General features: G+C 57.9%; 17 protein-coding genes. 8 read left to right on the forward strand and 9 right to left on the reverse strand.

Features of this window, described 5'->3' with window-relative positions; translation table 11 throughout:
* Window positions 1-26: 26 nt before the first annotated feature.
* From Q4G72_RS00235 to Q4G72_RS00270, 8 genes are all read right to left on the reverse strand, one after another.
* The gene (locus Q4G72_RS00235) at window positions 27-716 is read right to left on the reverse strand and encodes a hypothetical protein (protein ID WP_303309427.1); all 690 of its coding nucleotides are present in this window, start codon (window positions 714-716) and stop codon (window positions 27-29) included.
* A 22-nt stretch (window positions 717-738) separates the two neighbouring features.
* Complete coding sequence (locus tag Q4G72_RS00240) at window positions 739-2,199, reverse strand: MotA/TolQ/ExbB proton channel family protein (protein ID WP_303309428.1); 1,461 nt, start codon at window positions 2,197-2,199, stop codon at window positions 739-741.
* A 136-nt stretch (window positions 2,200-2,335) separates the two neighbouring features.
* Window positions 2,336-3,829, reverse strand: a complete 1,494-nt coding sequence (locus tag Q4G72_RS00245) for a hypothetical protein (RefSeq protein ID WP_303309429.1) — start codon at window positions 3,827-3,829, stop codon at window positions 2,336-2,338.
* Between the two features lie 93 nt (window positions 3,830-3,922).
* Window positions 3,923-7,399 (reverse strand): hypothetical protein, encoded by a 3,477-nt coding sequence (locus Q4G72_RS00250; protein ID WP_303309430.1) that lies wholly within the window; start codon window positions 7,397-7,399, stop codon window positions 3,923-3,925.
* 194 nt (window positions 7,400-7,593) lie between these two features.
* Complete coding sequence (locus tag Q4G72_RS00255) at window positions 7,594-9,042, reverse strand: hypothetical protein (RefSeq protein WP_303309431.1); 1,449 nt, start codon at window positions 9,040-9,042, stop codon at window positions 7,594-7,596.
* Between the two features lie 89 nt (window positions 9,043-9,131).
* A complete protein-coding gene (locus Q4G72_RS00260; protein ID WP_303309432.1) occupies window positions 9,132-9,524 on the reverse strand; it encodes a hypothetical protein in 393 nt (130 codons plus the stop codon).
* 91 nt (window positions 9,525-9,615) lie between these two features.
* On the reverse strand, window positions 9,616-10,995 hold the full coding sequence (locus Q4G72_RS00265; protein WP_303309433.1) for a hypothetical protein: 1,380 nt from the start codon (window positions 10,993-10,995) through the stop codon (window positions 9,616-9,618).
* A 234-nt stretch (window positions 10,996-11,229) separates the two neighbouring features.
* Window positions 11,230-12,228, reverse strand: coding sequence for a sugar phosphate nucleotidyltransferase (locus Q4G72_RS00270; protein ID WP_121236527.1), 999 nt, complete (start codon window positions 12,226-12,228; stop codon window positions 11,230-11,232).
* A 224-nt stretch (window positions 12,229-12,452) separates the two neighbouring features.
* On the opposite strand from Q4G72_RS00270, the gene Q4G72_RS00275 reads away from it, so the two are divergent.
* The 3 genes from Q4G72_RS00275 (at window position 12,453) to Q4G72_RS00285 (ending at window position 14,400) form a co-directional block, all read left to right on the forward strand.
* Window positions 12,453-13,031, forward strand: coding sequence for a LemA family protein (locus tag Q4G72_RS00275; protein WP_303309434.1), 579 nt, complete (start codon window positions 12,453-12,455; stop codon window positions 13,029-13,031).
* 98 nt (window positions 13,032-13,129) lie between these two features.
* Complete coding sequence (locus tag Q4G72_RS00280; RefSeq protein WP_303309435.1) at window positions 13,130-13,585, forward strand: TPM domain-containing protein; 456 nt, start codon at window positions 13,130-13,132, stop codon at window positions 13,583-13,585.
* The gene (locus Q4G72_RS00285) at window positions 13,582-14,400 is read left to right on the forward strand and encodes a TPM domain-containing protein (protein ID WP_303309436.1); all 819 of its coding nucleotides are present in this window, start codon (window positions 13,582-13,584) and stop codon (window positions 14,398-14,400) included. The genes Q4G72_RS00280 and Q4G72_RS00285 overlap by 4 nt, the downstream gene beginning before the upstream one ends.
* 86 nt (window positions 14,401-14,486) lie before the next feature.
* On the opposite strand, the gene Q4G72_RS00290 is transcribed toward Q4G72_RS00285, so the two are convergent.
* Entirely contained in the window at window positions 14,487-15,125 is a 639-nt protein-coding gene (locus Q4G72_RS00290; protein ID WP_303309437.1) for a DUF1684 domain-containing protein, read from the reverse strand.
* A 182-nt stretch (window positions 15,126-15,307) separates the two neighbouring features.
* Between Q4G72_RS00290 and Q4G72_RS00295 the strand changes: the two genes are divergently transcribed.
* From Q4G72_RS00295 to polA, 5 genes are all read left to right on the forward strand, one after another.
* The gene (locus Q4G72_RS00295; RefSeq protein WP_303309438.1) at window positions 15,308-16,093 is read left to right on the forward strand and encodes a hypothetical protein; all 786 of its coding nucleotides are present in this window, start codon (window positions 15,308-15,310) and stop codon (window positions 16,091-16,093) included.
* A 37-nt stretch (window positions 16,094-16,130) separates the two neighbouring features.
* A complete protein-coding gene (locus tag Q4G72_RS00300) occupies window positions 16,131-18,914 on the forward strand; it encodes a TonB-dependent receptor (protein WP_303309439.1) in 2,784 nt (927 codons plus the stop codon).
* Window positions 18,915-18,926: 12 nt separating this feature from the next.
* Window positions 18,927-20,084 carry a DUF4249 domain-containing protein gene (locus Q4G72_RS00305; RefSeq protein ID WP_303309440.1) on the forward strand — a complete coding sequence of 386 codons (1,158 nt, stop codon included), beginning with the start codon at window positions 18,927-18,929 and terminating at the stop codon, window positions 20,082-20,084.
* A gap of 45 nt (window positions 20,085-20,129) precedes the next feature.
* Entirely contained in the window at window positions 20,130-22,547 is a 2,418-nt protein-coding gene (locus tag Q4G72_RS00310) for a hypothetical protein (protein ID WP_303309441.1), read from the forward strand.
* 222 nt (window positions 22,548-22,769) lie between these two features.
* Window positions 22,770-25,640, forward strand: a complete 2,871-nt coding sequence (gene polA, locus Q4G72_RS00315) for a DNA polymerase I (RefSeq protein ID WP_303309442.1) — start codon at window positions 22,770-22,772, stop codon at window positions 25,638-25,640.
* Window positions 25,641-25,785: the final 145 nt, after the last annotated feature.

Here is a 25,785-nt window from a genome sequence, read left to right on the forward strand (position 1 = left end):
TTTTATTAGGAGAACTAAAAGCCCAGTTAAGCACGCATCCTCCCCACCTTCGGAATTACCTGAATCAGGAAGCGTTTGTTCTGGCCTTCGCGGCTGGCCGGGTAGCGCCCGGTGCCATAAAACCCGCTGCCGCCAATGATCAGCTCAATGCTTTGGTCCCGGTTGAAATTCAGGCCGTTTTGCGACCATAGGTTCAGCAGGTTCAGGGCGCGGCGGTAGCTGAGCTGGTAGGCAAATTGCTCGTCGCGCTTGGTGCGGGCCTCATCGTAGAGGTAGCGGGCAGCCATGCCTTCCACAATCACGAGGTAGCGCACGTTCTGGCCCCGGGAGCTGGCGCTCAGGCTGCGCAGGCGGTCCTGCAGCAGGCGCCCGGCCCGCAGCAGCGCCGGCTTGTCGCGCTCCTGAATTTCGTCGCGGCCGGCTTTAAACTGCACGTCCAGCTTCAGTTCGTAACGCTCATTCTGCGGGTCGTAGCGGAAGTACTGGCCTTCCAGCCGGCGCAGCGACTCCCGGATGCGGGTAATCTGCTCCAGCTCAATGGCCTTGGCTTTCAGTTCGCCGTTGGCTTCTTTCAACTCCCGCTCCCGGTCTTTGAAGAGCTTGAAGCTGTACACAAAAAGCACCAGCATCACCACGAACAGCGACGTCATCAGGTCCACGTAGCTGGGCCAGAAGAAGTCGTTGGATTCGCGGCTTTTAGTAGAAGAGGTCGGCATAGGACGATATGGCTGCTAGAACTTACTGCGGCTGCACCCCGCCAAACAGCTTATCCATAAACCGCTGAAAACGATTCTTCGCGGTAGCCTTTACTAGCACGGTATTCAGGTTGGATAACTCCGCGAGCAGCTTGGCCTGAATCTGGGAATCCAGCTCCACTTTGCGGAGCAGCTCCCGCTGGGTGGCCGTAACGTCGCGGCTGAGGGCCTGCTGACTGGCATCTACATTTTTCAGCGGATCCAGCTGGCGCATGATGCGCTCAAATACATTGTCCTGATTAATGCGCTGGAAGTACTCACCCCACTTTTCGTAGGCCTGCTGGGCGTCCCGCTCATGGTACTGCAGGCGCTTCTGCATCAGGTCCGTCAGCGACATAGAAGCCTGGTCGAAGTACTGCTCGGTGCGACTGCGCAGGGCGTCCATTTCCTTCTGGTGTCGCTGGAAGAAGTCGAGCTGGTGCTGGATAAGGTTATCGTTTTGGCCGATGTACTGGCCCAGGTCGTTGATGCCGCGCTCAAAGCCGCGTAGGCGGTCCAGAATACCGGCTACGCTGTGCGCGGTGTTGGTGCCCTCGGCCAGCATCTGGTTCAGCTTCTGCTGGTAGCCGGTAAACTGCCCAAACATTTCCGCCGACTCCCGCACTTTATCAAACACTTCCAGGTTGGCCTGCGCCATCCGGTCGTAGCCTATTTCCTCCAGTTTCACCAGGAAGTCGCGCTGCACCCGGATGTTCTCGGTAATAGTGTTAAGAATGGGCTCGAAGAGCGTGACTTTGCCCACGAAATCCTGATTGAAGGCATCGAGCACCGCTTTCAGGTTAGTGAGCGAGCCGGCCATATCCGAGTGCAGAATAGGCAGCAGCTTCACCTGCAGGAAGGTGTAATACTGGTTCTGGCGCTCGTCTACCACCTTGCGGGCCCGGCGCACCAGACCATTGCCCAGTAGCGTGAGCAGCAGCCCCACAAAGGAGCCGGCCATAGCAATGAGTACCCCGGTCAGAAAGGGCGTCAGTGCATTTTCATCTGATACCCCATTGCGGGCAATGCCCACCAGACCCAAAATCACGCCCAGAAACGTACCCAGCAAACCCAGATACAGAGGCGTAGCTACTCCCGACTGCACTTCATTGGTCAGTACCTCGCTGCGCCGCTCCGATATATCCTTGAGAATATCGAAGTCAGCTGCGGCGCCTTTGTTGTGCCGCAGGTACTCGTTGGTATCCAGCAGAATGTCGCGGAAGTCCTCTGTGGCCGGGTCGGCTTTAATGAGGTCGGCTACATAGGAATCGGCTGGCGCATCAGCGGCATAGTCCGGCATGTCCCGCCCATCGGGCGTTACTAAGCGGCGCTCTACACGCAGGGCAATGCGCTCCGGATACAGCAGCTCCAGCCGCCGCGCGCGGGACCGGGTAAGCAAAAACTCGCGTATCTGCAGGCCCACGACAACCAGTACAACAACTAGTTCGAGAATGATTTCAAGCATAGTGCTGTAAATAACGGTATTCCTGTCCTGTCATCCTGACGAAGGAAGGACCTTATCACGCCGGAACGACAATCGTACGCACGACTCGCTCTTACGGGATAAGGTCCTTCCTTCGTCAGGATGACACTGAAAAAAATTACTCGAAGCGAATGGCGGCCTTATGGTCAATCTGCCAGGCTCCCGCCACGCGGCGTAGCGTGCCATCTTCCTCTGTTACAATGCGCGACACCGGGCCCGTCGGCTGCTGGTAGCGGCATGCCTCCCGCAGAGAGTATTGGGCACTTTGGATGGCATACGCGTGCACCGCCGGGTTGGGATTCACGCGGAACGTGGCCATATCCGGGTTTTGGGGGCTGAGCGTAATCTGGTAGATGCTATCGTGCTGGGGCTGGTCAGAGAGGTCGTACTCACTGAAACCGCCATTCACGGGCACCTTCACGTAGCGCAGCTCCGGGCCGGGGGTAACCGGGCGCGGCGGCTCTGGCAACGTCACGGGCGGCACCAGGCTATCAAACTCATCCCGCGAAGCCGCTGCCGGCGGACCAGCCGGCGTTACTACGGGCGGCGCGGGCGTCTCGGTCATAGCAATGGGTGGTTCGTAGGCAGAGGGCGCCTGGCTGATGTTAGCAAAAGGTGTAGGGGCAGGAGTTGCTGCTTCTTTCACTGGCGCGGCCGGTGCTGGCGCAGGCCGTTGCTTTTCTACCGAGGTACGGTTTTGGTTCTGGTTCCGATTTTGTCTTTGTTGGCCGTCGTTTCCAGTCGGAGTAATGGAAGCGCCAACCGCCGGACGCTTGCTTAGCTCATCAGCTACCCGTTGCTGCACCAGCTGTTCTACCTGGCGCTGCATCTCCGGCGTTAAGCGGATTAACGGCGCGGCGCCGCCACCGCCTGGGGCCACCTGCAAAGCCATAATTTCCTCACGGCGTTTATCAATGCGGGCACTTAGCTCCTTCTGAAAATCATTCAGGCTCCGGCGCATCAGCACATACAGGAACAAGCTGAGTAGGGACACTATCAGCGCCAGAGGAGCAAAGAACTTACTCATCAAATTCTCACTGCCTGCACGCGTCGCCGGAACACTGGTTTCTCCTTCATTCACGCCCACTTCATCCAGCGAAGCCGTGTTGGTTTCGTCCGTAAGCGAGGTTGTGTCGGGGGCGGCTTCGGCAGCGGCTACCTCACCGGGCGGGGTACCGTTCTCTACGTAGCTGTTCAAGTTGGCAGCCAGCGCATCCAGGGCCTGCATCCGAGCCGGGTCTTTGCGCCGGGCCGGCGAGGCTTTCAGCCGGTTAATAATTTCAGTAGCCAGCTTCTGAATGCGCGACTTATCCGAGCTCAAGCCTTTATACATTGCCCCGCGCCCTTCCAGTGGCTGGTACAAGGCACTGTACACCCGCTGACTATCGGCTTTGATGCTGTTTTCGAAGGCTTTCATCGAGCTGCCGCACTGCAGACTATTCTTGAGGTTGGGCCGGCCAGTGTCCTCGTACACAAACTTCACCGTGGCACACCAGATCTGCACCTTTTGCTCATCAAGCGTAGGCTGACCGAGGGGCGTTTGGGCGTGGATGGCTGTTGTTAGTAGCAACAGGCCAAAGAGCAGAGAAGCAGCGCGGTGGGAAAGAAGCATGAGGTTTGGCAAAAAGGTCTTTCGGGAGGATACAGCACAAAAGCGAACTGCTGACTTCGCTTCTTCCAGAAGAAGCGAAGTCAGCAGCAGCCATTAGTTCATTGGGTTCTGCAAATCCCGGCTTAGGTTATACAAAGCCTGTTTCAGCGGGAGGAAGAACAGCGTTTCCGGCAGGGTTTCGTCGGCGGAGAGCAGGCGCTGAAACTGGTGAAGACCCAGGCTCAGGCTGTCCTCGATTTCGCGGAGCAGAATGTCCTTGACCCGCTGCCGGTCCACGTCTACGCCTACTTCGCGCATATAGGGCGCTACTTCGTCGCCTTCCAGTACTAGGGTGAGGAAGTTGCGCACGTTTTCGAGCACCTGAGCTTTCAGGTCGGCATCTACCTGCGCCAGCTTGAGGCGGCGCTGACCAATTTCCCCCGAATCCGGAGCGCCAGTGAACTTCACGGGTTTAATCCGGTCGTAGTCGGCGGTGGAAGCGCCGTCCTCGTAGAGCACGCCGCCGTTGGTGGTGGCCTCCTTGGGGTTGTCGGCCAGAATTACGCGGAAGTTATGCGGCGCTTCAGTGCCGGTTACGGCCTGGAAAATGGCTTTTGTAATCTTCTCAATAGCCACCAGGTTGCTCCCACCGGCCAACAGGCGCAGGTACAAACTTCCTTTACCGGAGAAGCACAGGTAGCGCGGCGTTTTCAGGCCGAGGTGCTGCACCAGCTGGGCGGTGTGGTAGATAATGGCTGTGTAGTGCAGGTAGAACAACACCCGCAGCTGGCGGCCTTTGCCCAGACCCAGCGCCTGCGAGAAGCGCAGCGCATCATCGTACTTAAACAGCAGCGAGGTAACATCCGCGGAGCCAAAGTCAGCGTTGCGCAGGGCGGCGTTGAGGTAGCCTTTGTACTCCTGGTTTTGCTCCGAGTCGGGCAGGCTTTCGGCGTGCGCTACACCCAGGCGCAGCAGGCCGTTTTGCTTGGGCGCGCCCTGCACGCGGGCGTAGCCGTCACCCCACAGGTCGTCGCCGGCAAAGCGGAACGAGGTGCTGAAGGCCGGATGCTGCTCAGCAAACACCAGCAAGTCAGTGGTACCACCGCCAATGTCGATGTTGATGACGTTTTCGTCGCGGTTGGGTACCACCTGGTTGGTGGCCGTGAGGTAGTAGTACGGCGCCACCGATTCGGTGAGGCACACCGTGGAGCGGCGCACTTTGAATACCTCCTGGAACTTCTCGTCCCAAACCTGCTGGAACTGGTTGCGCAGGAAGCCATCAAAGCTCAGCGGGGCAAACCACACCACGCGGGTATCTTCCAGAATACCGCCATGCAGAGCCGCCTTGTGGCGCATCAGCAGCAGCATTTCCTTGAAGAACGCCTCAATGCGCGATACACCCTGCGGGTCCAGCTCGGCCGACCATTTCAGATTTGTCACAAAGCGGTTCTGGGGCAGTTCCGAGAGGGTTTCGGTGTTGATGCTAAAGCCCACGTTGATGTTGCTGAGCACCTTGGCCGGCTCATTGGCGAAGCTGGTGGTTTCGCACACCGCCGTCCGAATCGGAAACTCATACACTGAGCCGCCTTCCCCCACGAAGGAGGGCACAAACTCACGGTTTTGCAACGTGGCTACGTCGTTCTGCAACTGGCCCGCGCCAAAGCGGAACCGCTGCGTAGCCGATTGCCCGGCATCAGGCAGCGGGGCGTGCAGCCACTCCACCTGCACATCCGCCTCTCCAATAGTGAAGGGACGGGGATGCGCCCGTGGGCTGTCGGCGTAGGCAATGTGGGTGTTAGTAGTACCAAAATCGACGGCAAAAGTGAAGCGGCGGGTTCCGCGCTCCAGCTCACGCCAGCGGGGTACCACTAAGCCCCGGGCCGGTGCAGCGCCCAGCACGGCGGGTGGGCAGGTTAGCTCGGCAATATCGAAGTGTGTACCGGTAATTTCGTAGTAGGTACTGCCAGCGCTGGCCACGCTTTTGGTCGTGCGCTCCTGGCGGGTGGCGCGGCGGGCGGCGCCCTGGTCGGTTATCCGCTCCCCGCCGGCAAAGAAGGCCAGCTCGTAGCGGCGTTGCAGCATGGTGGGCGAGTTATCGGCATCCACCAGCATTACCTTGTACAAGTCGTTGTACTCGGGCTGCTGGCGGAACACGTAAAAGGGGAAGATGCCCACGCCCACGTTGGCCCGCACAATACGGCCTTTTTCCAGAATCTCGCGACCCTGCGCGTCTTTCGGGTTCTGCGGATTGGTGTAGTAGCTGCGCTCGAAGGTGATGAAGCGGCCACCCTGCACCGGTACCCGCAACTGCACGCGCACGTGGTTCAGGTCGATGGTAAAAGTGAGCAGCTCGGCCAGCTCGTGCTCCGTGAAATATTCGAAGAAGGCCTGACGCAGCGGCAACAGATACGGGAAGCGGGCGCGTCCCTGGCCATCAGCGCCGTACTGGAACGTCACTTTGCCGGTGTGGTAGCGCTGGGTGTTCAGCTCGTAGGGTAGCTCCACCAGGGAGTCTTCCAGGAAGTCACCAACCGTGAGATACGGGTATTTGAAGCCTTTGCCGGGCAGCACACGGCTTTCCAGTGCCAGCTCGTCGTGGTAAGGCACGGGCGTGCGGTCGTCCCAGGGCTGGCCGTTGAGGTAGTTGGCCCCAGCCATGGTGAGGTTGGGACGCAGCACCAGTGGGCGCGGACGGCCGGTACCAGCTTCGCGTGTAGGTTGAATAAATAGGTCAGAGCTGGTCACGGCCGATTGGTCGGCGCGGCCGGGCAGCGGCACCCCTTTAACCGATACCAGGTTGCCCTGGGCATCGGGCAGGGCCGGGAAACGGCTCTGGAACTGCTGGGCTGTCCGGTCGCCCTGCATCTGCATCTGGTTGATGCGGGTGCGGTCGAGGGCGGCGTACACGCTACCGGCAAACTCGCGGCTGCGCAGCTGCGGATAAGCCAGGAACAGCTCGTATACAAACTCCTGAAACTGCGGGTCGCGCTGCTCCAGCAATACCGTCTGGCCATCGAAATAATGACCCCGGGCCTGCGGGCGCTCCAGATCCAGGGGCTTCACGGCCGGACCGGTGAACAGGAGCGTGAGTGGCGAGGTGCCCCCCAGCAGGCGCGGACCGCCCGCCAGCTCCGGCGACTCATAGAAAATGAGGTACATGTCGGAGAAGCCCTGGAAGCGCTGGTCCTGGAAGAACAGCTGCAGGGTTTCGCCCAGCAGGCGGGTGCCTTCTTCGCTGCGCATCTTCCGGATTTCGGCCTCCGTGTTCCAGCGGCGCAGCGTGAGTTTGCGCCCGGCCTGGGAGTAGAGGTGGAAGTTGTAAAGCAGCTCCAGCAAGTCCCAATAGTGCGTTACCAGCTCATGGTACACCGAGTTGGGGTTGCGCTGCCCTTCGCGGGCCAGAAAATCAAACGCTGTTTCAAACAGGTGCATCCGCGCAAACGGCGTTGGGATGCTGATGGCCAGGTTGCGGGCTTTGCCGCCCGTGGGGTCCGTTACGGTATTGATTTCGGTACTGGTGACGGGGGCAGTTTTCTGCCAGCCTTGAACTTGCTGGGACCCGTTATTATGCAGGCGAAGGACTTTAGCCATTCTAAGTTTGCTTTGATTTGAACAGAGTCCCCTTCTTTTTTTAAGAAGGGGTGCCCGAAGGGCGGGATGGTTCAGGCGTTTTTTCTTCTGGTGCTGCTGGCTCAACCAAACAACATCAGCAACGAGGTCAACCACCCCAGCGGCAGTAAACTGCCACATCCCCTCCTCATCTGAGGAGGGGAGCTTTTGTTCTATTACACCACTTTTACCTTTTCCTCAAAAGCCTTGTCGGTCACATCGTAGAACAGAGCAAGCAGCTTTTTGAAGTTATCGGGCTCGTTGATGGACTTATCGGCTTTGTTGAGGTTATCGAGGATATAGTTGTGACTGAGGCCTTTGTTGAAGAAGTCGTTCCACTTCTTTTCCACGGGCTTGCCGGCAATCATGGCGTTGAAATCCTCGGTAGTCAGGTCGAAGGGACGGAAGGCGCGGCGGTTCTGGGAGAGTTCATTCAGCCACTGGTCTACCCCAAATTCGGGGCTGTGCAACAGGTTGTTCAGCTCCCGGAAGATGGGCTCGTTACGCAGGGCGTAGTCCAGCTTCAGGTTGTCGTGGTAGGGCGCCTTATCATCGGGCAGGTGCTGCTTGTGGTAGCGCGAGAAGTACAGCAACTGGGTAAGGTGCTTGGCAATCAGCTCGCGGGTTTCGTCGGGCAGGTGGCCAAACTGCACCTCCATCGAATCAGAACCTAAGCCATACTCGTGGAAGTGGGGCGCACCGCTGCGCAGCTCGGCATCGGAGTACTGCATGAAGTCCACGATGCTCAGGGCGGCCAGCAGCTCAATGAGGTGGGCTTTGTTTTTCTGCTGGGTGCCGCCGGGCTGGTTGTCGTAGGGCGTGTCGGGCGTGTCGGCCAGGTAGTACAGCGCGTCCAGGCCCTGTAGGTTGTGCTCGTAGTAGCTGAGCGCCGCCTTGGTCTTGGTCAGGAAGTTGTTGGAATCGATAACTTGGTTTTCCTCGCTCTGCAGCGCGAAATACGGCATCACGGTTACGGCGCCGGTCAGCGCGTCGCGCAGGTAACGGGCGTTGCTGAGGCGGGTGTTGGGGTCTTTCAGATTTTTGAGCAGCAGCGGGAAACCAGCTGCGCCGGTACCCCCAAAAATGCTGGACACAAAGAATACCCGGTCACCTTCCTGGAAGTTATCGGCGAAAAACCGCATTTCCGGACTCTCTACCACCTTATTCAGCACTACAGAGCCCACGTTCGGCGAGCCGCGGAAACCAATGGTGAGCGGGCTTTCCAGGTTGTCCTGGGTGAACAGCAGCTCCACCATGGCCTTGGAATCCACGGAAAGCTGGTCGTAGTGCAGGTATTGGCGGAAGCTCTGGTTGATGCCGCCGAAATCGAAGATGAAGGTATCCTTCACGCCGCCATTGGCATCGGCTGAGATATTGCTCAGCGTGCTGATGTCGGTTTTAAAGAAGCCTTCTTCCTGCTGGCCCAGACGGCGGTGTACCTGCTGGTAGCTTTGCAGCAAGGCCACCGTGCGGTTCATGTCGCCGTTGTGGGCATCGGGGTCGATGATGATGGGCACTACCCGGTCGCAGTTGGGCAACTCTACGCCCGAGGCCAGCAGCATAGTGAGCGAGCGAATGACGCGCGAGCCCGTGCCGCCGATGCCGAATAAAAACAGTTTAGCCATTGCAGTAAAGGGCTTAAGAACTTAGGAATTAGAAGCAGGGGTGCTGGGGGCGGATTATCAAAGAATCCATACCCAACAAAACCCAACTCCTAAAAAGGGGTGGTACTGGCGTTGGTAGAACCGCGGCGCAGTAACAGGGAAAAAAGGAAAAACCACAGCATACCCAAAACGGCGTTCCAGGTGGCCAGCCAGTAGATATAGCTGTGCTCGGTAGCCTGCTGGGCATTGGCCTGCCAAATGGCAATGATGAAGGCCAGCACGGCATTCAGGAAGAAGAAAATACCCCAGTGGCGGCCTTTGTTGAACGTAGCCACGCCCATGGCGCGGTTAATTACATAGTAGAACACCACCACCAGCGCCAGGGAAAGACCGAGGTTCAGCAGGCCAATGTTGGGGAAAATAACGTCGCGGTACACGGGAGTATCCGCAGGCGGTTGAGGGGAACCAATGATTTCGTAGAGGAACCGGAAGAATGCTTTCATGGAACGGGGAGAGAGGCGCGCCGGGATGGCGCGTGGGTAAAGGAACGGTAAACGAACAGTTATTAGTACGTAGGGAGGTTGCGCCGGGCAATTACCGGGCCGGTTGCAGGATCAGCGGGATGTTGAAAACGGGCTGGGAGTCCTGCTCACTGGTGGTTACGGCTTCCACCCCATCCAGCAAACTACTGAAGGCGAAGGTTTTGGCACCCGCCTGATTGATGTTGCTGTCGTTTTTGGTGGTCCACTCATTTATCCAGGCAGGGCGCTTATTATTGAGCACTAGCTGAAGCGGGCGCTCGGCCTTGGCCATGCGGGTAAGGCGCACTTTCACAAAGTGCGTGAAGCCGGACTCAGGGCCGCTGCTGGCGCGGGTCTGGTCGTTGGCGGCAAATACCTGGGTGATTTTCGCGTCAGTATCCACGCCTACCAACTGTAGGTTGGCTTTAAGATACGCCAGGTCATTATACAGTGCGGGCAAGGGGGCCAGGTTCAAGCCCAACACAAACTCAACCGGCTGCTGGGCGGATACTTCACTCACGGCCACCGTGTGGTAGGAAGCACCTGCGGCCCGTTTGCTGGCGCCGGCGTCGCCGTAGTACCAGCTACCCTGGTTCTGGAATTTGCTGAGCAGCGAGGAAGCGGGCTTGGGGTATTTCACGCCGAAATGAGCCTGCTGGGCAGGTTGCTTACTGAGCAGCGCAGCATCAAAGCGGCGCACGGCATCGGCCGGGCCGATTACCCAGAAATAGTACGGAATATCGGTATCACAGCAGTTGGCGCGCTTGGCCCCGCCGGATTTCAGCGCCGGGTAGTAGGTACCGTGAAAGTCAGAGGTATAACCGTACACCGATACGGCCAGATCAGACCGGCCGGCGCGGTTCAGAGCATCCGTAATATCGGTTTTGATATAGGGAATAGCGCCAGCGTTTTTCGGCGAGTAGATAAAGTCCGAAATCAGCACGCTGACGGTGTTAGGCTCATAATAATGGCTCGCCAGCGTATCCAGCACGGAGGGAATATCGGTGCTTTTGGCGGGCTCCCGGATGCCCCCGCGCACGGTGCTGGAAAGCTGCTGGTAGGAGTCGCGGTAAGGCTTTTCCTTGATGCGGAAGAACTGCTTTTGCTGCACCGCCGTGCTCCGATTCACATCGGAAAGAAACTGGGCTACGTGCTGCTGAAAGCGGGTATTTTCGGCACTGGCACCGGGTTTTGGCATAAAGCCTTCCATGGAGCCGGATACTTCCAGAAAAATAGCGGCGCGGGCCAGCGGCGCTTCGGGTTGTTCCCCTTCGGGCACCGTAGGTTCCGAAGCCGCTGGCGCCGGGGCCGCGGGCTTTTCTTCCGCCGACGGGGTGGTTTTAGATACCGTAGCGGTGTCTTCGGACTTCATATCCTCCCGCGAATAACAGCCCGCCAGCAGCAGGGCAGCTGCCATAGCCGGCAGCAGGCGAGAAAAAACAGGGTTTCGCATCGAGCCAAAGTAACGTTTCACGGCCGAAGCCGCAACCCCGCGTACTGCCAAGCCGGCCCGCGGGTTGTGCCGAAACGCAATGCTGCGCAGAAAATTTTGTTTTCGGTTAGCCTCACTGTCATCCTGAGCCCAGCGAAGGACCTTTTCACCTTAGAACGTCTATCAAAACAACGACTCGTTCTAGCGTGATAAGGTCCTTCGCTGGGCTCAGGATGACAACTGAACGAAACTGACTTAGCTGTAATCGATTTCCGTGTTATCACCAATATTAATGCTGTGGTTTAGGCCGCGGAACAGCGCATCAGAGCCTACTATACAGTCGTGCATGACGGCGGAGCGCAACTCGGAGTAGGAACCGATAATGGAGTCGCTCAAGATGGTGTTTTTGACGATGGTCCGGTCGCCGATGGCCACGTTGGGGCCGATGATGGAGTGCGAAATCTGGCAGTCCTTGCCAATGCTGACCGGCGGAATAATAATGGTATCGGGAAACTCGGGGTAGAGGCGGGCCAGGAACTCGGGGCGGTTGAGCAGGCGGGCGTTGGCTTCCAGCAGGGTTTCCTTGCGGCCGCAGTCAAACCAATTGTCTACCGGCGTAGTGGTTATTTCCTCGCCCTGCTGAATCAGGCGCATTAGCGCGTCGGTCAGCTGAAACTCGCCGTGGGTGCGCTGGTCCTCGTTTATGATGTATTCCAGGGCTTCGGCCAGCCGTTCGGGGTTGGCAATCTTGTAGAGGCCCACCATGGCGTAGTTCGACTTGGGGATTTTGGGCTTTTCTACCACTTTAGTCACGCGGCCGCTGCTGCTGGTTTCTACCAGGCCAAACATGCCGGGGGTTTTCACCTCTTTCACGGCCAGCACGGTGCCGGGCATAGCCAGCAGTTTGGGCAGGTCTACATCCACAATGGTGTCGCCCAGCAGAATCAGTACGCCGTCGGGGTCGTGACGGAAGGTGTCGCGGGCCAGCCACAGGGCGTGGCCTATTCCCTCGCGCGGCTCCTGCACTACAAAGGTGGCTTTCAGATCGGGGTATTCGCGGCGCACGTAGCGCTCAATTTTCTCGCCCAGGTAGCCAATAATGAACACAAACTCCTCGAAGCCGGCATCGCGCAAACGGTCGATGATGTGCCCCAGAATGGTATTGCCGGCCACGGGTACCAGCGACTTAGGCTGGGTATGAGTGTGTGGCCGCAGGCGCGACCCAATGCCCGCAACGGGAATGACTGCTTTCATGTGCTGTGCAATGGTGGTCAGATAGACTCGCAAAATAAGGATTCGGCGCGGTTAGCAGCAGCTTATACAACCGCTGCGCGCTGATTTCGTACTGGCAGCACGTGTATATAGTATTTCATGCATAGTATTACCGGGCCAGGAAGCTCGTCAGCAACGGCTTCTCCGCGTCGGCCTTCCCCTTTTCCTGATTTTCTCTCCCTCACTTTCTTTCCCAATCTTACCTCATGAAACGTTTCCTTCTTTATCTGGCCGGTTTGGTTATTATGCTGAGTCAGTCCTCATGCGGGTACAACTCTATGGTGTCTAAGGACCAGGCCGTGAAAGCCCAGTGGGCCAACGTGCAGAACAGCTACCAGCGCCGCTCCGACCTGATTCCGAACCTGGTAAACACCGTTAAAGGCGCCGCTAACTTCGAGAAATCGACCTTAACCGACGTGATTAATGCACGGGCCAAGGCCACCAGCGTGCAGCTGTCCGCCGACCAGCTCACGCCCGAAAACCTGAAGAAATTCCAGGAAGCCCAAAGCCAGGTGAGTGCCGGCCTGGGTCGTTTGCTGGCCGTATCGGAAAACTATCCGGACCTAAAAGCCAACGCCAACTTTCAGGAGCTGCAAGCTCAGATTGAGGGCACCGAAAACCGCATTAACGTAGAGCGGCAAAAATTTAACACCGTAACCAACGACTATAACGGCTACATTAAGTCTTTCCCGAATAACATCTTCGCGGGCATGTTTGGCTTCGCTGAAAAGCCCTACTTTGAGGCCGATGCCAGCGCGCAGAAAGCGCCCACTGTACAGTTTTAATTGAGTTGTGCGTTGGGAGTTGCCCGCTAGCGGGCAGGCACTCGTCTGCTTTTTTGCTGGCAACTCCCATTGCATAACTGGCAACTGCCACCAGACCTATGATTAACCCCCTTACGCCCCAGCAGGAGGCTGCTCTGATAGCAGCCATCCGGCAGGCTGAAGTAACAACCTCCGGCGAAATCCGGGTGCACTTTGAAGACACCTGCCCCACTCCGGAACCCCTGGACCGGGCGGCGCAGATCTTTGCCCAGCTAAATATGCAGGCCACAGCTGAGCGCAATGGCGTCTTATTTTATGTAGCCTGGGAAACCCGTCAGTTCGCCATCATTGGAGATGCCGGCATCAACTCCGCCGTGCCCGATGATTTCTGGGAAACCACGAAGGAAATAGTGCTTGAAAATTTCCGAACCCACAAATTTGTGCTGGGCCTGGAGCGGGGTATTCAGATGGTAGGCGAGCAGCTACAACGGTATTTCCCCTACAACGCGCATACCGACCAGAACGAACTCGACGACTCCATTTCGTTTGGCGACGCTACGCCGCCGCGTATATGATTCTACCTCTCTTCCGGCCCGGTGCCGCATTGCGGCCCATCTATCTGCTGTGGCTGTTTCTGCTACTACTGGCTCCGCAGCTTTCCGCCCAGACCCTTCCGGAACGCCCTACCCCTCCCCGCCTGGTGAATGACCTGGCTGGGCTGATGCGCCCTGAGGAAGTAGAAGCGCTGGAGCGCAAGCTGGTGGCCTATGACGATTCCACCTCCTCGCAGATGGCCATTGTCACGGTACCCAACCTGCAGGGTGCCGAGGTAGCCGACTATGCCCAGCAACTGTTTGAAAAATGGGGCATTGGCCGCAAAGGCAAGAATAATGGCCTGCTGATTCTGGTTTCCAAGGAAGAGCACAAAATCAACATCCATACCGGCTACGGCTTGGAAGGCGCCATTCCCGATGCCTTGGCCAAGCGCATCATCACCAATGTGCTGGTGCCCAATTTCCGCGCCGACCAATACTACAAAGGCCTAGATGCCGCCACGGACCGCCTGTTTGCGCTGGCCGCTGGCGAATACCAGGCCGAACCCCGCCCTACGGGCGACTACGACAATGGTGGCGGCTCCGGGTGGCTGTTCTGGGTAGTACTGGCCCTGCTTATTTTTCTGTTTATCTCCCGGATGGGCGGGGGCAAAGGAGGCGGGCGGCGCAACCGCGGCTTTGGCGGCGGCATGATTCCGCCCATCATCTTTGGTAGCGGCGGCTTCGGCGGCGGTGGCTTTGGTGGCGGGGGCGGCTTTGGCGGTGGCGGCGGAGGTGGCTTCGGCGGCTTTGGCGGCGGCAGCTCCGGCGGTGGCGGCGCCAGTGGTAGCTGGTAAGCCCTACTAGCTACCACTACACAAAGAAAGAGCGGGAAGCATGCTTCCCGCTCTTTCTTTGTGTAGTTATCTGACCGCCTAGGGGCTTAATGCGGGCTCATCACACCGGCCTCAATTGCCACGGGCAGACGATTTTCGGCCGGTGGTACGGGGCAGGAGTAGCGGCCACTATAGGCGCAGAAGGGATTGTAAGCCCGGTTGAAATCCAACACCAGGCGTCCTTCCTGAATCTGACCGATGCGCACATCCATGTAGCGCCCGCCCCCATAGCTGGCGTTGCCATTGGTGAGGTCAGTGAAGGGCACGAACAGATAGTCCTCGAAGCCTGGCTTCTTCATCAGCTCCTGGTTTTGGTAAACATTGAGCTTGAGCGCCTTGCCATTCAGTGTGAAGTATACTTCGCCATAGCGCCGGTACATAGGGCGCCGGCTGGTGCTGGTTTGCATGGCAAATGGTGCTGATAGGGAATCCCGCACAAACCGGCCTTCTACACAAACAGCATAGTTAACCGGGAAAAAGGGCAAGCCCGTGAAGGCCGCCCGGTCTTCCGGCGTCAGCGGTGACTCCTCGGGGTTGCGGTATTCCGCATTCAGCTCCTGCTGGAAAGTGGTCACGGCTTTGGAATGCTCGGTAGCTGTTGGCCGGTGGCTGCCATAGGGAGGCGGGGTCTGCGCCCAGGTAGTCAGGCCATTCAACAGCCACAGAAAAAGGAACCATGTTCTCATCACCGCAAGATACGTCTCCTGCCTATTTCCTTGGATAGGTAAAAGCAATATCGGCGCATCAGAAAGTTATTTCCATGTAGTTTGCCAATTGTTAACTTTCGAGAAGGTGCAAAAGGGTTGGCCTGGACAATGAACGGTGCTGCAAGCGCCTCCCTATCTATTTTTTCCTTTTATAGCTGTTGATGCGTTACGCTGTATTCGCTAAATGCTTCCTATTTCTGGCTCTGCTGGCCTGGGGGGTTTCCCCGCCGGCCTGGGGCCAAACTCAGCCCCCGGATTCAGCTTTTCTGGCCACTACTGCCCGGCAGCTAAACCAGCGGTATGAGGCACTGGTGCAGGATCAGTCGCAGCTTTACAATGGGAAGGAGTACGTAGACTACACTCGCTACTACCGCAAGGCCGAAGGGCACCAGTTTTTTGAATCGAACAAGCTGCAGCCGGGCAGCGTGCAGTACCAGGGCCACACCTACCCGAACATTCCGCTGCTCTATGATATCCGGCTGGATCAGGTGATCCTCCAGCAGCCGGCTACTTCCTTTTATCTGCATCTGGTGGAGGAAAATGTGGCCGCCTTTATGCTGGGCGCGCATCGGTTTCTGCGGCTGGAAAATCAACCTGCTTCGCCCCACCCCATCAGCACGGGGTTCTACGAGCTGCTGCTGGATGGGCCGGTGCGGGTGCTGGCCAAGCGCCAAAAAGAAATGAAGGAGCTGTCGGACCAGAAAATTTATTACCCCGTCTTCCGCTCCATCGACCAGCTTTTTCTGCAGGTCGGCAACGCTTATTACCCGGTAAACAAGCTATCCTCCGTTTTCAACGCCCTGCCGGCGCAGCGGAAAGAGCTGCAGAAGTTCAGCCGCAGTCATAAGCTTGGTTTTAAAAAAGCTACCCGCGAGGCCCATCTGGTGCAGTTGATTGGCTACTACAACAGTCTGATTCCGGCGGCAGCATCTCCCACATCCCCTTAGTGACGACTACTCGCCTTATTCCCCGAATGCGCTTTCCATGCCCCAGTTCTATCGGATAGTAATCCTGTTCATTTTCTGCAGCGGGTTGTTGTGGCCCTGCTACGGGCAGCAGCCAACGGGAGGCGTGGTGAGCGGCACCTACACGCGCGTGCCGTTTGCGGAGTTTATCCGGCAGCTGGAAACCCAGACGAGCTACCATTTCTACTATGACCCCGCCGAGACAGACAGCCTGACGATAACGGCCACCCTGCCCGCGCAGCCCCTGGCACAGGCGTTGGAGCAGGCCCTACAAGGCACCCATCTGCAGTTTGTGCTGGATGCGGCAGAAAAGCGCGTATTTATTGTGGGCAGCCCCGCCGTGCTGGCTACCCTGCCCGACAGCTTTTTCCAGCCCCCCACGGCCGAACAAACCGCCAAGGAACCCACGGCCAATCCGGCCGAAAGAAGCACCGGTCGGGTTGCCAGCGTGAGTACCTCAGAGCTTAAACTCTACGAAATAGGACCAGCAGGGGGCGCGCTGGCCAGCGGCAAGGCCACGGTGGCCGGCCACGTACGGGAGCAAGCTTCCGGCGAGCCGGTCATTGGCGCCACGGTGTACGTGGAAGCCCTGAACACAGGCACCAGCACCGACCAGTATGGCTACTACTCCCTCACCCTGCCCGTAGGCCGCCATGAGCTGCGGGTGCGCGGCATCGGCATCAAAAACACCCGCCGCCAGCTGGTTTTGCGGGGAAACGGCAAGCTGGATATTGAAACCGAGGAAGATATTATTCCGCTGAAGGAAGTGGTGATTGAGGCCGAGAAGGACAAAAACGTGTCGGGCATGCAGATGGGCCTGGAGAAGCTCGATATCAAGACCATGCGGCAGGTGCCCACGGCTTTCGGGGAAACCGATATTCTGCGGGTGGTGCTCACGCTGCCGGGGGTGAAATCGGTAGGCGAAGGCAACACGGGGCTGAACGTGCGCGGCGGCACGGCCGACCAGAACCTGATTCTGTTCAACGACGCGGTTATCTACAATCCTTCCCACCTGTTTGGCTTCTTTTCGGCCTTTAATCCGGATATTCTGCAGGGCGTGGAGCTGTATAAAAGCGCTATTCCGGCCAAATATGGCGGGCGTTTGTCGTCGGTGCTGGATATTACCACCCGGGACGGCAACAAGAAGAAGTTCGCGGGGTCGGGTGGTATTGGCCCGCTTACCAGTCGCCTGACCCTGGAAGGCCCGCTGGTGAAAGACAAAAGCGCGTTTATCCTGAGCGGGCGCAGCAGCTATTCCGACTGGTTGCTGCACCTGCTGCCTGGTAAAACTTTCCAGGAAAGCTCAGCTTCGTTTTATGATCTGGCCGCGCACATCAGCCACTCGTTTTCCGACAAAAACACGCTCTACGTAACCGGCTACCGCAGTGCCGATAAGTTTCAGCTGGCCAGTGATACTGCCTACCGCTACCACAACCAAAGCGCCAGCCTGAAGTGGCGGCATTCTTTCAGCAACAAGCTCTACGGCGTATTTACCGGCACCCTTTCGCAATACGCCTACAACATTACCAGCGAGCGGGACCCGGCCACTGCTTCCCGGCTGACCTATGATATTGGACAGTACAATGTGCTGGCCGATTTCAGCTACTTCCCCAACGCGCAGCACACGGTGGATTTCGGCATCAGCTCCCTGCTTTATAACATTGCGCCGGGCAGCCTTAAACCCTTTGGGGCGGAGTCATTGGTGAAGCCCAATGTGCTGCCGCAGGAACAGGCCCTGGAAAGTGCCATCTACGCTTCTGACCGGTTTGATATCACGCCGCGCCTGTCGGTTTCAATGGGTTTGCGCTACTCCCTGTACAATGCGCTGGGCCCGCACGACGTGTACCACTACCGGCCGGGTAGCTCCAAATCTACTACCACCATTACCGACACCGTGCGGTACACGTCGGGCCAGGTGCTGGCCACCTATCATGGGCCGGAATACCGGTTTTCTACCCGCTACACGCTCACCGACCACTCTTCCGTAAAACTCAGCTACAACCGCACCCGCCAGTATATTCATCTGCTGTCGAACACGGTATCAGTGTCGCCGACGGATATCTGGAAGCTGAGCGACTACCACATCCGCCCGCAGGTGGGCAACCAGGTATCGGCAGGGTACTATCATAACCTCAAAGCCAACACCATTGAAACCTCAGTAGAGGTGTATTACAAAGCCACCCGCGACTTTGTGGATTACAAGGGCGGCGCCACGCTCCTGCTCAACCGCCATCTGGAAACCGATGTGGTAAATGCCGTGGGCAAAGCGTATGGGGTGGAAGTGCTGGTGCGTAAGCTCACGGGCAAGCTGAATGGGTGGGTGAGCTATACCTATTCCCGCGCCCTGGTGAAGGTAGATGAAGGCCCCGTGGCCGACCGGGTGAATGGGGGCAGCTACTACCCCAGCAACTTCGACAAGCCCCACGACCTGACCCTGATTGGCAACTACCGCTTCAGTAGGCGCGTGAGCACCTCGCTCAACCTCACGTACAGCACCGGGCGGCCCATTACGCTGCCCCTGGCCACGTACTATTCCGGCGGGGCCGAGCGGGTGTACTACTCCGAGCGCAACGCCTACCGCGTGCCCGACTACTACCGCGCCGACTTTGCCCTGAACCTGGAAGGCAACCATAAAGTGCGCAAGCTGGCCCATAGCTCCTGGACGCTGGGCGTGTATAACCTGACCGGGCGCGACAACCCGTTTTCGGTGTATTTCAAAACCGTAAACGGACAGATTAAAGGCTATAAGCTGGCCGTTTTCGCCCACCCGATTCCGTCTATCACTTACAACTTCCGGTTTTAGCAGCTAGCTGATATGTGTGTTTGGAAGAAGCTTTTCTGTTGGGTACTGCTGCCGCTACTGGCCAGTTGCGTTACGCCATTTGAGCCGGAGGTACTGAATGAGCCCGTCACGATTCTGGTGGTGAACGGCTATATCAACAGCGGCGGCGTTACCACTATCACGCTGTCCCGCACGCGCAACCTGGCCGTGCAGGAGCCCTACCAGCCCGAAACCCAGGCCTCGCTGGCTATTGAGGATGACGCGGGCACGCGCTGGCCGCTGCAAGAAGGCGCTCCGGGCACCTATGTGTCGGAAAGCCTGCAGCTGCCAGCGGGCCAGCAATACCACCTCCGCATTCAGACGCAGAGTGGCCGGCGCTACGCTTCTGAGTTTGTGCCCCTCAAGCCCGCACCACCCATCGATTCGTTGTCCGGGCGCATAGAGGCCGATGGGCTGCAGTTCTACCTGAGCGCCCACGACGATGTCGGCCGCACGCAGTACTACCGCTGGGAGTACGCCGAAACCTGGGAGTTTACTTCCGGCGCCTGGAGCCGACTGGAAAAACAGATTGGGGATACGCTACTCCCGCGCACCGATGATATTTACCATTGCTGGCGCACAGAAAACTCTACCGCCGTGTACACAGCCACCACCGTTCCGCTGAGCCGGGATGCCGTGCTGGATTATAGGCTGCTGCTGATTCCGCCTACCTCCAGCCGGCTGCGGTTTAAGTACAGCCTATTGGTGCGGCAGTTTGCTCTTACCGAAGCCGAGTTTCAGTACTGGGAAGCCCTCAAAAAGAACTCTCAGAATATTGGCGGGCTCTTCGACCCCTTACCCAGCCAGCTGACCGGCAATGTGCACAGCGAAACCAATACTACGGAGCCGGTGCTGGGCTACGTAGGAGCCGGCACGGTGGCGGAGAAGCGGATTTTCATTGATAACAACAGCCTGCCCCCTACCTGGTCTCTCCGCAACGAGGGCTATGAAGGGTGCATGCTTTTGGATACCATTTTCAAAAAAGATGCCTCCTTCAACCTTGCTTTATTTTTCTCTGATCCGAATCTACGGCTTCCGGTAGGGCCGGTCACCGACAGAGCAGGCAACCTGCTGGGCTACACCTATCAAACCACCGCCTGTGTGGATTGCCGTTTGCGCGGCACCAACAGCAAACCCAGCTTCTGGCCCTAATCAGTAAGAGTAGCCTTGTTGCTGCTTTACCCTTTGGTAAACCCTATGTCTGTTCAAGCTTTTATTCGCACCGTATGCTTTGGGGTCATCGGGCTCTGCCTGAGTGCCGTAGGGCTGGTGCGGGCACAGTCGCCGGCGGATACCTTGCGCCAGCAGTTTATGCGCTACCAGCAGCAGGCAGTGCAGGAGAAGTTGTTTCTGCACCTTGACCGGCCAACTTATCTGAGTGGGGAGATGATGTGGTTTAAGGTGTATGTGGTGGATGGAACCTACGCCCGGCCACTGCCGCTGAGCAGCGTGGCCTATGTAGAAGTACTGGATAAGGCCCAGCAGCCGGTTTTACAGGGAAAAGTACCGCTGCAAAAAGCCACCGGGCAGGGCTCTTTTCTGCTGCCGGCCACGCTGCTTTCGGGGCAGTATACGGTGCGGGCCTACACCAGCTGGATGAAAAATTTCGGGCCGGAGTTTTACTTCCAGCAGCCGGTTGCCATCCTCAACACCTTGCGGCCATCGGGTACAGTAGCGGCCTCCGACACGGCGGGATACGATGTGCAGTTCTTTCCCGAAGGTGGCCATTTGGTGAAAAATCTACCCGGCAAAGTAGCTTTTAAGGTGCTGGACAAAAGCGGCCGCAGCCTCGCGGCCACGGGCTCCGTGTTGGATGCGCAGGACAAGGCGGTGGCCGCCTTCCAAACCCTCCGGTTTGGAATGGGCAGCTTTTCCTTCACGCCCACCGGTTCTGGCCAGGCTTATACGGCAGTACTGACCCTCAGCAATGGTCAGCGCCTGACCCGCCGCCTGCCAGCCGTGCAGGAAGCGGGCTATGTGCTGCACCTGGAAGAAACCAGCAGCCAGCAACTGACCCTCACCGTGCAGGCTTCTTCAGCAGTTGGGCCAGAAACTATTCTGCTACTGGGCCAGGCCCGGCATCAATTGCTGCTTACAGCGCAGGCCCCGCTGGTTGCAGGGCGGGCGGTATTCACAGTAAACCGGGAAAAGTTGGCAGAAGGCATCTCCCATTTCACCGTTTTTAATACGCGCCACCAACCCTTGTGTGAGCGGCTGTATTTCCGCCAGCCCCAGCAACAATTGGTTATCAGCGCCCAAACGGATAAGCCGCAGTATGCCAGCCGGGAGAAAGTAGCCTTACAGCTAAAAACGGTGCTCTCCACCGGGCAGGCAGTCCCGGCAAATCTCTCGGTGGCCGTATACCGCCTCGATTCGCTTTCTGCGGCCGCCGTACCCAGCTTTAACAGCTACCTGTGGCTAACTTCCGATTTAAAAGGTGCCGTTGAGCAGCCGGCCTATTACCTTACTGCTACCGGCCCGGAAGTGGCTGCCGCCGCCGATAATCTGATGCTGACGCACGGCTGGAGCCGGTTTAGCTGGGACAAGGTACTGGCCTCGACCCCGCTGCGGTTTGAGTTTCCGCCGGAGCTGCGCGGCCACCTGGTGCAAGCCCGGGTGCAGCACAGCGGCACCGGGCAGCCTGTGTCTGGTCTCACCACTTATCTGGCTTCGCCCAGCCGCACTACCCGGGTGTTTAACTCCGTGAGTGGGGCTGATGGTCGGATTCAGTTTGAGGTAAATGGTCTGTATGGCCTCCGTGACCTGGTACTGCAAGCCAATACGCAGCAGGACAGCATGTACCGCTGCGAGATTCTGAATCCGTTTTCGCAGCGTTTTATGACGCCCCCATCTGGCCGGTTACCCATTTTCAGCTCCTATTTTCGGGCCGATATAGCCCGGCGGCATCAGCAGGTGCAGCTTCAGAACGCTTACTCCCGCCACCACCCCAACCAATACCGCCTGCTCACGCCTACCGATACCCTGGCATTCTATGGCCAGCCCGATGAGCGCTACCGCCTGGACGATTTCACACGCTTCAAGGTGCTGGAAGAGGTTCTGCGGGAGTACGTGGTGGGTGTGAAAGTCCGTATTCGGAAAGACGGCTTCCATTTCACCGTTTCCGACAAGGTGAACCGCACCATTTTCACCGGTCCACCACTGGTGCTGCTGGATGGGGTGCCCGTCTTCAACACCAACAGGCTGATGGCCATGGACCCGCTCCGCATTCAGAAGCTGGAAGTAGTAGACAGCCGCTACATGCAGGGCAGGCTGATGTACAATGGAATTGTAAGCTTCACCACCTACAAAGGCAACCTGGAAGGCTTTCAGCTGGACCCGCAGGCCCTGGTGCAGGAGTACGAAGCCCTGCAGCAACCCCGCGAATTCTACGCCCCACGCTACGATACGCCCCAGGAAAAGCAAAGCCGCCTGCCCGATTTGCGCAACCTGCTGTACTGGAACCCTAACGTCAACACGACCAATTTGCAGGGCGAGACGCTTTCCTTCTACACCTCAGACCAGCGCGGACGCTACCTGGTGGTAGTGCAGGGGCTCACGGAAGCCGGAATGGCGGGCACGGGCAGCTGTACCTTTGAGGTGAATCCGGCCTTATAAACGGCCTTTCTCCCCAACCTCTCTGCCCGAAAACCGGTTATACCAAGAGTGATGCTTGGCTAGCCAGTGCCCCAATCTGCACGTAATAGGAGCAGCATATCTTGTCAAATCTACCGACCGCCGCAAGACCAGAACTGCGCGGGCCCCTCTATCTTCGTCTATCTGGCTGGCCGGTTAGCTTCCGTTTTTCCGGCCCGCTCACTTCCGTACCTTCGCTGCCCTATGTCCGACGCCTCTGCCACCCCTCAGCACCATAAGCTTTTCCTGCTCGACGCTTTTGCCCTGATTTACCGCGCCCACTTTGCCTTCAGCAAAAACCCGCGCGTGAACTCCAAGGGCCTGAATACCGGGGCCATTCTGGGCTTCACCAATACTCTGGTGGAGGTACTGCAAAAGGAGAAACCCACGCACATTGGGGTGGCTTTCGATGCCCAGAAAAAGACTTTCCGCCACGAACAGTTTGCCGAGTATAAAGCCCAGCGCCAGGCCATGCCAGAGGACATTGGGCTGGCTATTCCATACATCAAAAAAATCATCAAGGCCTTCAACATTCCCATTCTGATGGTGGATGGGTTTGAAGCTGATGATGTGATAGGCACGCTTGCCCTGCGCGCCGAGCAGCAGGGCTTTGGCGAGGTGTTCATGATGACGCCCGACAAGGACTATTGCCAGCTGGTGACCGACTGCGTGAAGATTTACCGTCCGGCCTTTATGGGCAACTCCGCTGAGGTCCTGGACGTGCAGCACGTGTTGCAGCGCTTCGAGATTGAACGTGTGGAGCAGGTTATTGACATTCTGGGCCTGCAGGGTGACGCCTCCGACAACATCCCCGGCATTCCCGGCATCGGCGACAAAACCGCCAAAAAGCTGATTCAGGAGTTCGGTTCGGTGGAAAACCTGATTGCTAATGTGGATAAGCTCAAGGGCAAGCTGCAGGAAAACGTGCGCAACTTCGCCGAGCAGGGCCTTATGAGCAAGGAACTGGCCACCATTCACCTGGATGTGCCCATTGAGTTCCACGAGGAAAACCTTCGCCTGGAACAGCCCAACGCGGAGGAGCTGAGCAAACTGTTTGATGAGCTGGAATTCCGGCAGCTGGCCGCCCGCGTGCTGGGTGGAGGCAATGGCCCGGCTACCAGCACGCCGCCCCCACGCGGTGCCCGTCGCCCCAGCGTACCCGCCGGGCAAGGCTCCTTGTTTGACGCGGCGGTGGCCGTGGCAGCGGAAGAAGGCGAAACCGGCAGCCTGGGTGCCCCCGCCGGTCCGCGCCGCCAGCTGGCCGATGTGCCCCATCAGTACCACCTCATCGATACCCCCGAGCTGCGCCGCGAGCTGCTCAAGTTCCTGCTGCTGCAAAAGGAAGTCAGCTTCGATACCGAAACCACCGGGCTGGACACCATGACTGCGCGCCTGGTAGGCCTTTCTTTCTGCTGGCTGCCCGGCGAGGCGTATTATGTGCCCGTTCCGCACGACGACCACGCCGCAGCGCAAAAGCTGGTGGACGAGTTCCGCCCCTTCTTTGATGCTGAGCAGATTGTGAAAATCGGCCAGAACATCAAGTACGACCTTACCATTCTGAAGCATTACGGGGTGGAGATGAAAGGCCAGTTATTTGATACCATGCTGGCCCACTACCTGCTGGAGCCCGACATGCGCCATAGCATGGACGTGCTGGCCGAAACCTACCTGCACTACACACCCGTCCCCATTACGGCCCTCATCGGCTCTAAAGGCAAGAATCAGAAAACCATGGCCGATATTCCGCCGGCCGAGGTGAAGGACTACGCCTGCGAAGACGCCGACGTGACCCTGCAGCTCAAGCACTATCTACAGCCCAAATTGGAGGCAGTGGGCTTGCTGAAGCTACTGAATGAGGTAGAAAATCCGCTGGTGCCCGTGCTGGCCGCCATTGAGTACGAAGGCGTAAAGATTGACAGCGCCGCCATGGGCGAGTACTCGGCGCAGCTGCAGGGCTACATTACCGAGCTGGAAGGGCAGATTTTTGCCGAAGCCGGCCAGTCGTTTAACATTGGCTCGCCCAAGCAACTGGGCGAGGTGCTGTTTGATAAAATGGGCCTGGGTGGCGGCAAAATCAAGAAAACCAAAACCGGGCAGTACGCCACCGGCGAGGAAATTCTGAGCGTGCTGGCCGCCGATGCGCCCATTGCCGCCCTAATTCTGGAGCACCGCCAGCTTACCAAGCTGCGCAGCACGTACGTAGAAGCCCTACCCCAGCTGGTGTGTGAGCTGGATGGCCGCGTGCATACGTCCTTCAATCAGGCTGTAACCGCCACCGGCCGCCTGAGCAGCACCAACCCCAACCTGCAGAACATTCCCATTCGCACGGAAAAGGGCCGCGAAATCCGCAAAGCCTTTGTGCCACGCGACGAAAACCACGTGCTGCTGGCCGCCGACTACTCCCAGATTGAGCTGCGCATCATGGCCGATTTTTCGGGCGACAAAACCATGATTGAGTCGTTCCGCCAAGGACTAGATATTCATGCCAGCACGGCCAGCAAGGTGTTTAAAGTGCCGCTGGACCAGGTAGATGGCGAGATGCGCCGCCGGGCCAAGATGGTCAATTTTGGCATTATCTACGGTATTTCGGCTTTCGGGCTGGCGCAGCGCCTAGGCATTTCCCGCAAGGAAGCCACTGATATTATTGAAGCCTATTTCACGGAGTTTTCCTCCGTGAAGCAGTTCATGGATGACAGCATCAACCGCGCCCGGGAGCTGGAGTATGCCGAAACCCTACTGGGCCGCCGCCGCTACCTGCGCGACATCAACTCCCGCAACGCCACTCTACGCGGCTACACGGAACGCAACGCCATTAACGCCCCCATCCAGGGCACCGCGGCCGACATCATTAAGAAGGCTATGATTAACATTCATCACTGGCTGCTGGAAGAAAAGCTGGGCACCAAGATGATCCTGCAGGTACACGACGAATTGGTGTTCGATGCTGTGAAAGAGGAAGTGGAATACATCACCCCCAAAATCAAGGAGCTCATGACTACGGCGCTGCTGTTGCCCCACGGCGTGCCCATGGAGGTAGAAGTAGGCACCGGCAGCAATTGGTTGCAGGCCCATTAAGGAACCGGAATCACACAAAGGCTGTCATCCTGACGCAGGAAGGATCTTCTCCCGCCAGAATATTTGTCGTCACAACGACTTTTACTGGCGGGAGAAGATCCTTCCTGCGTCAGGATAACATGTTTTCAGTTGCCTTGGCACATTT

The sequence above is a fragment of the Hymenobacter sp. BT730 genome (assembly GCF_030542105.1).
Taxonomy (GTDB): Bacteria; Bacteroidota; Bacteroidia; order Cytophagales; family Hymenobacteraceae; genus Hymenobacter.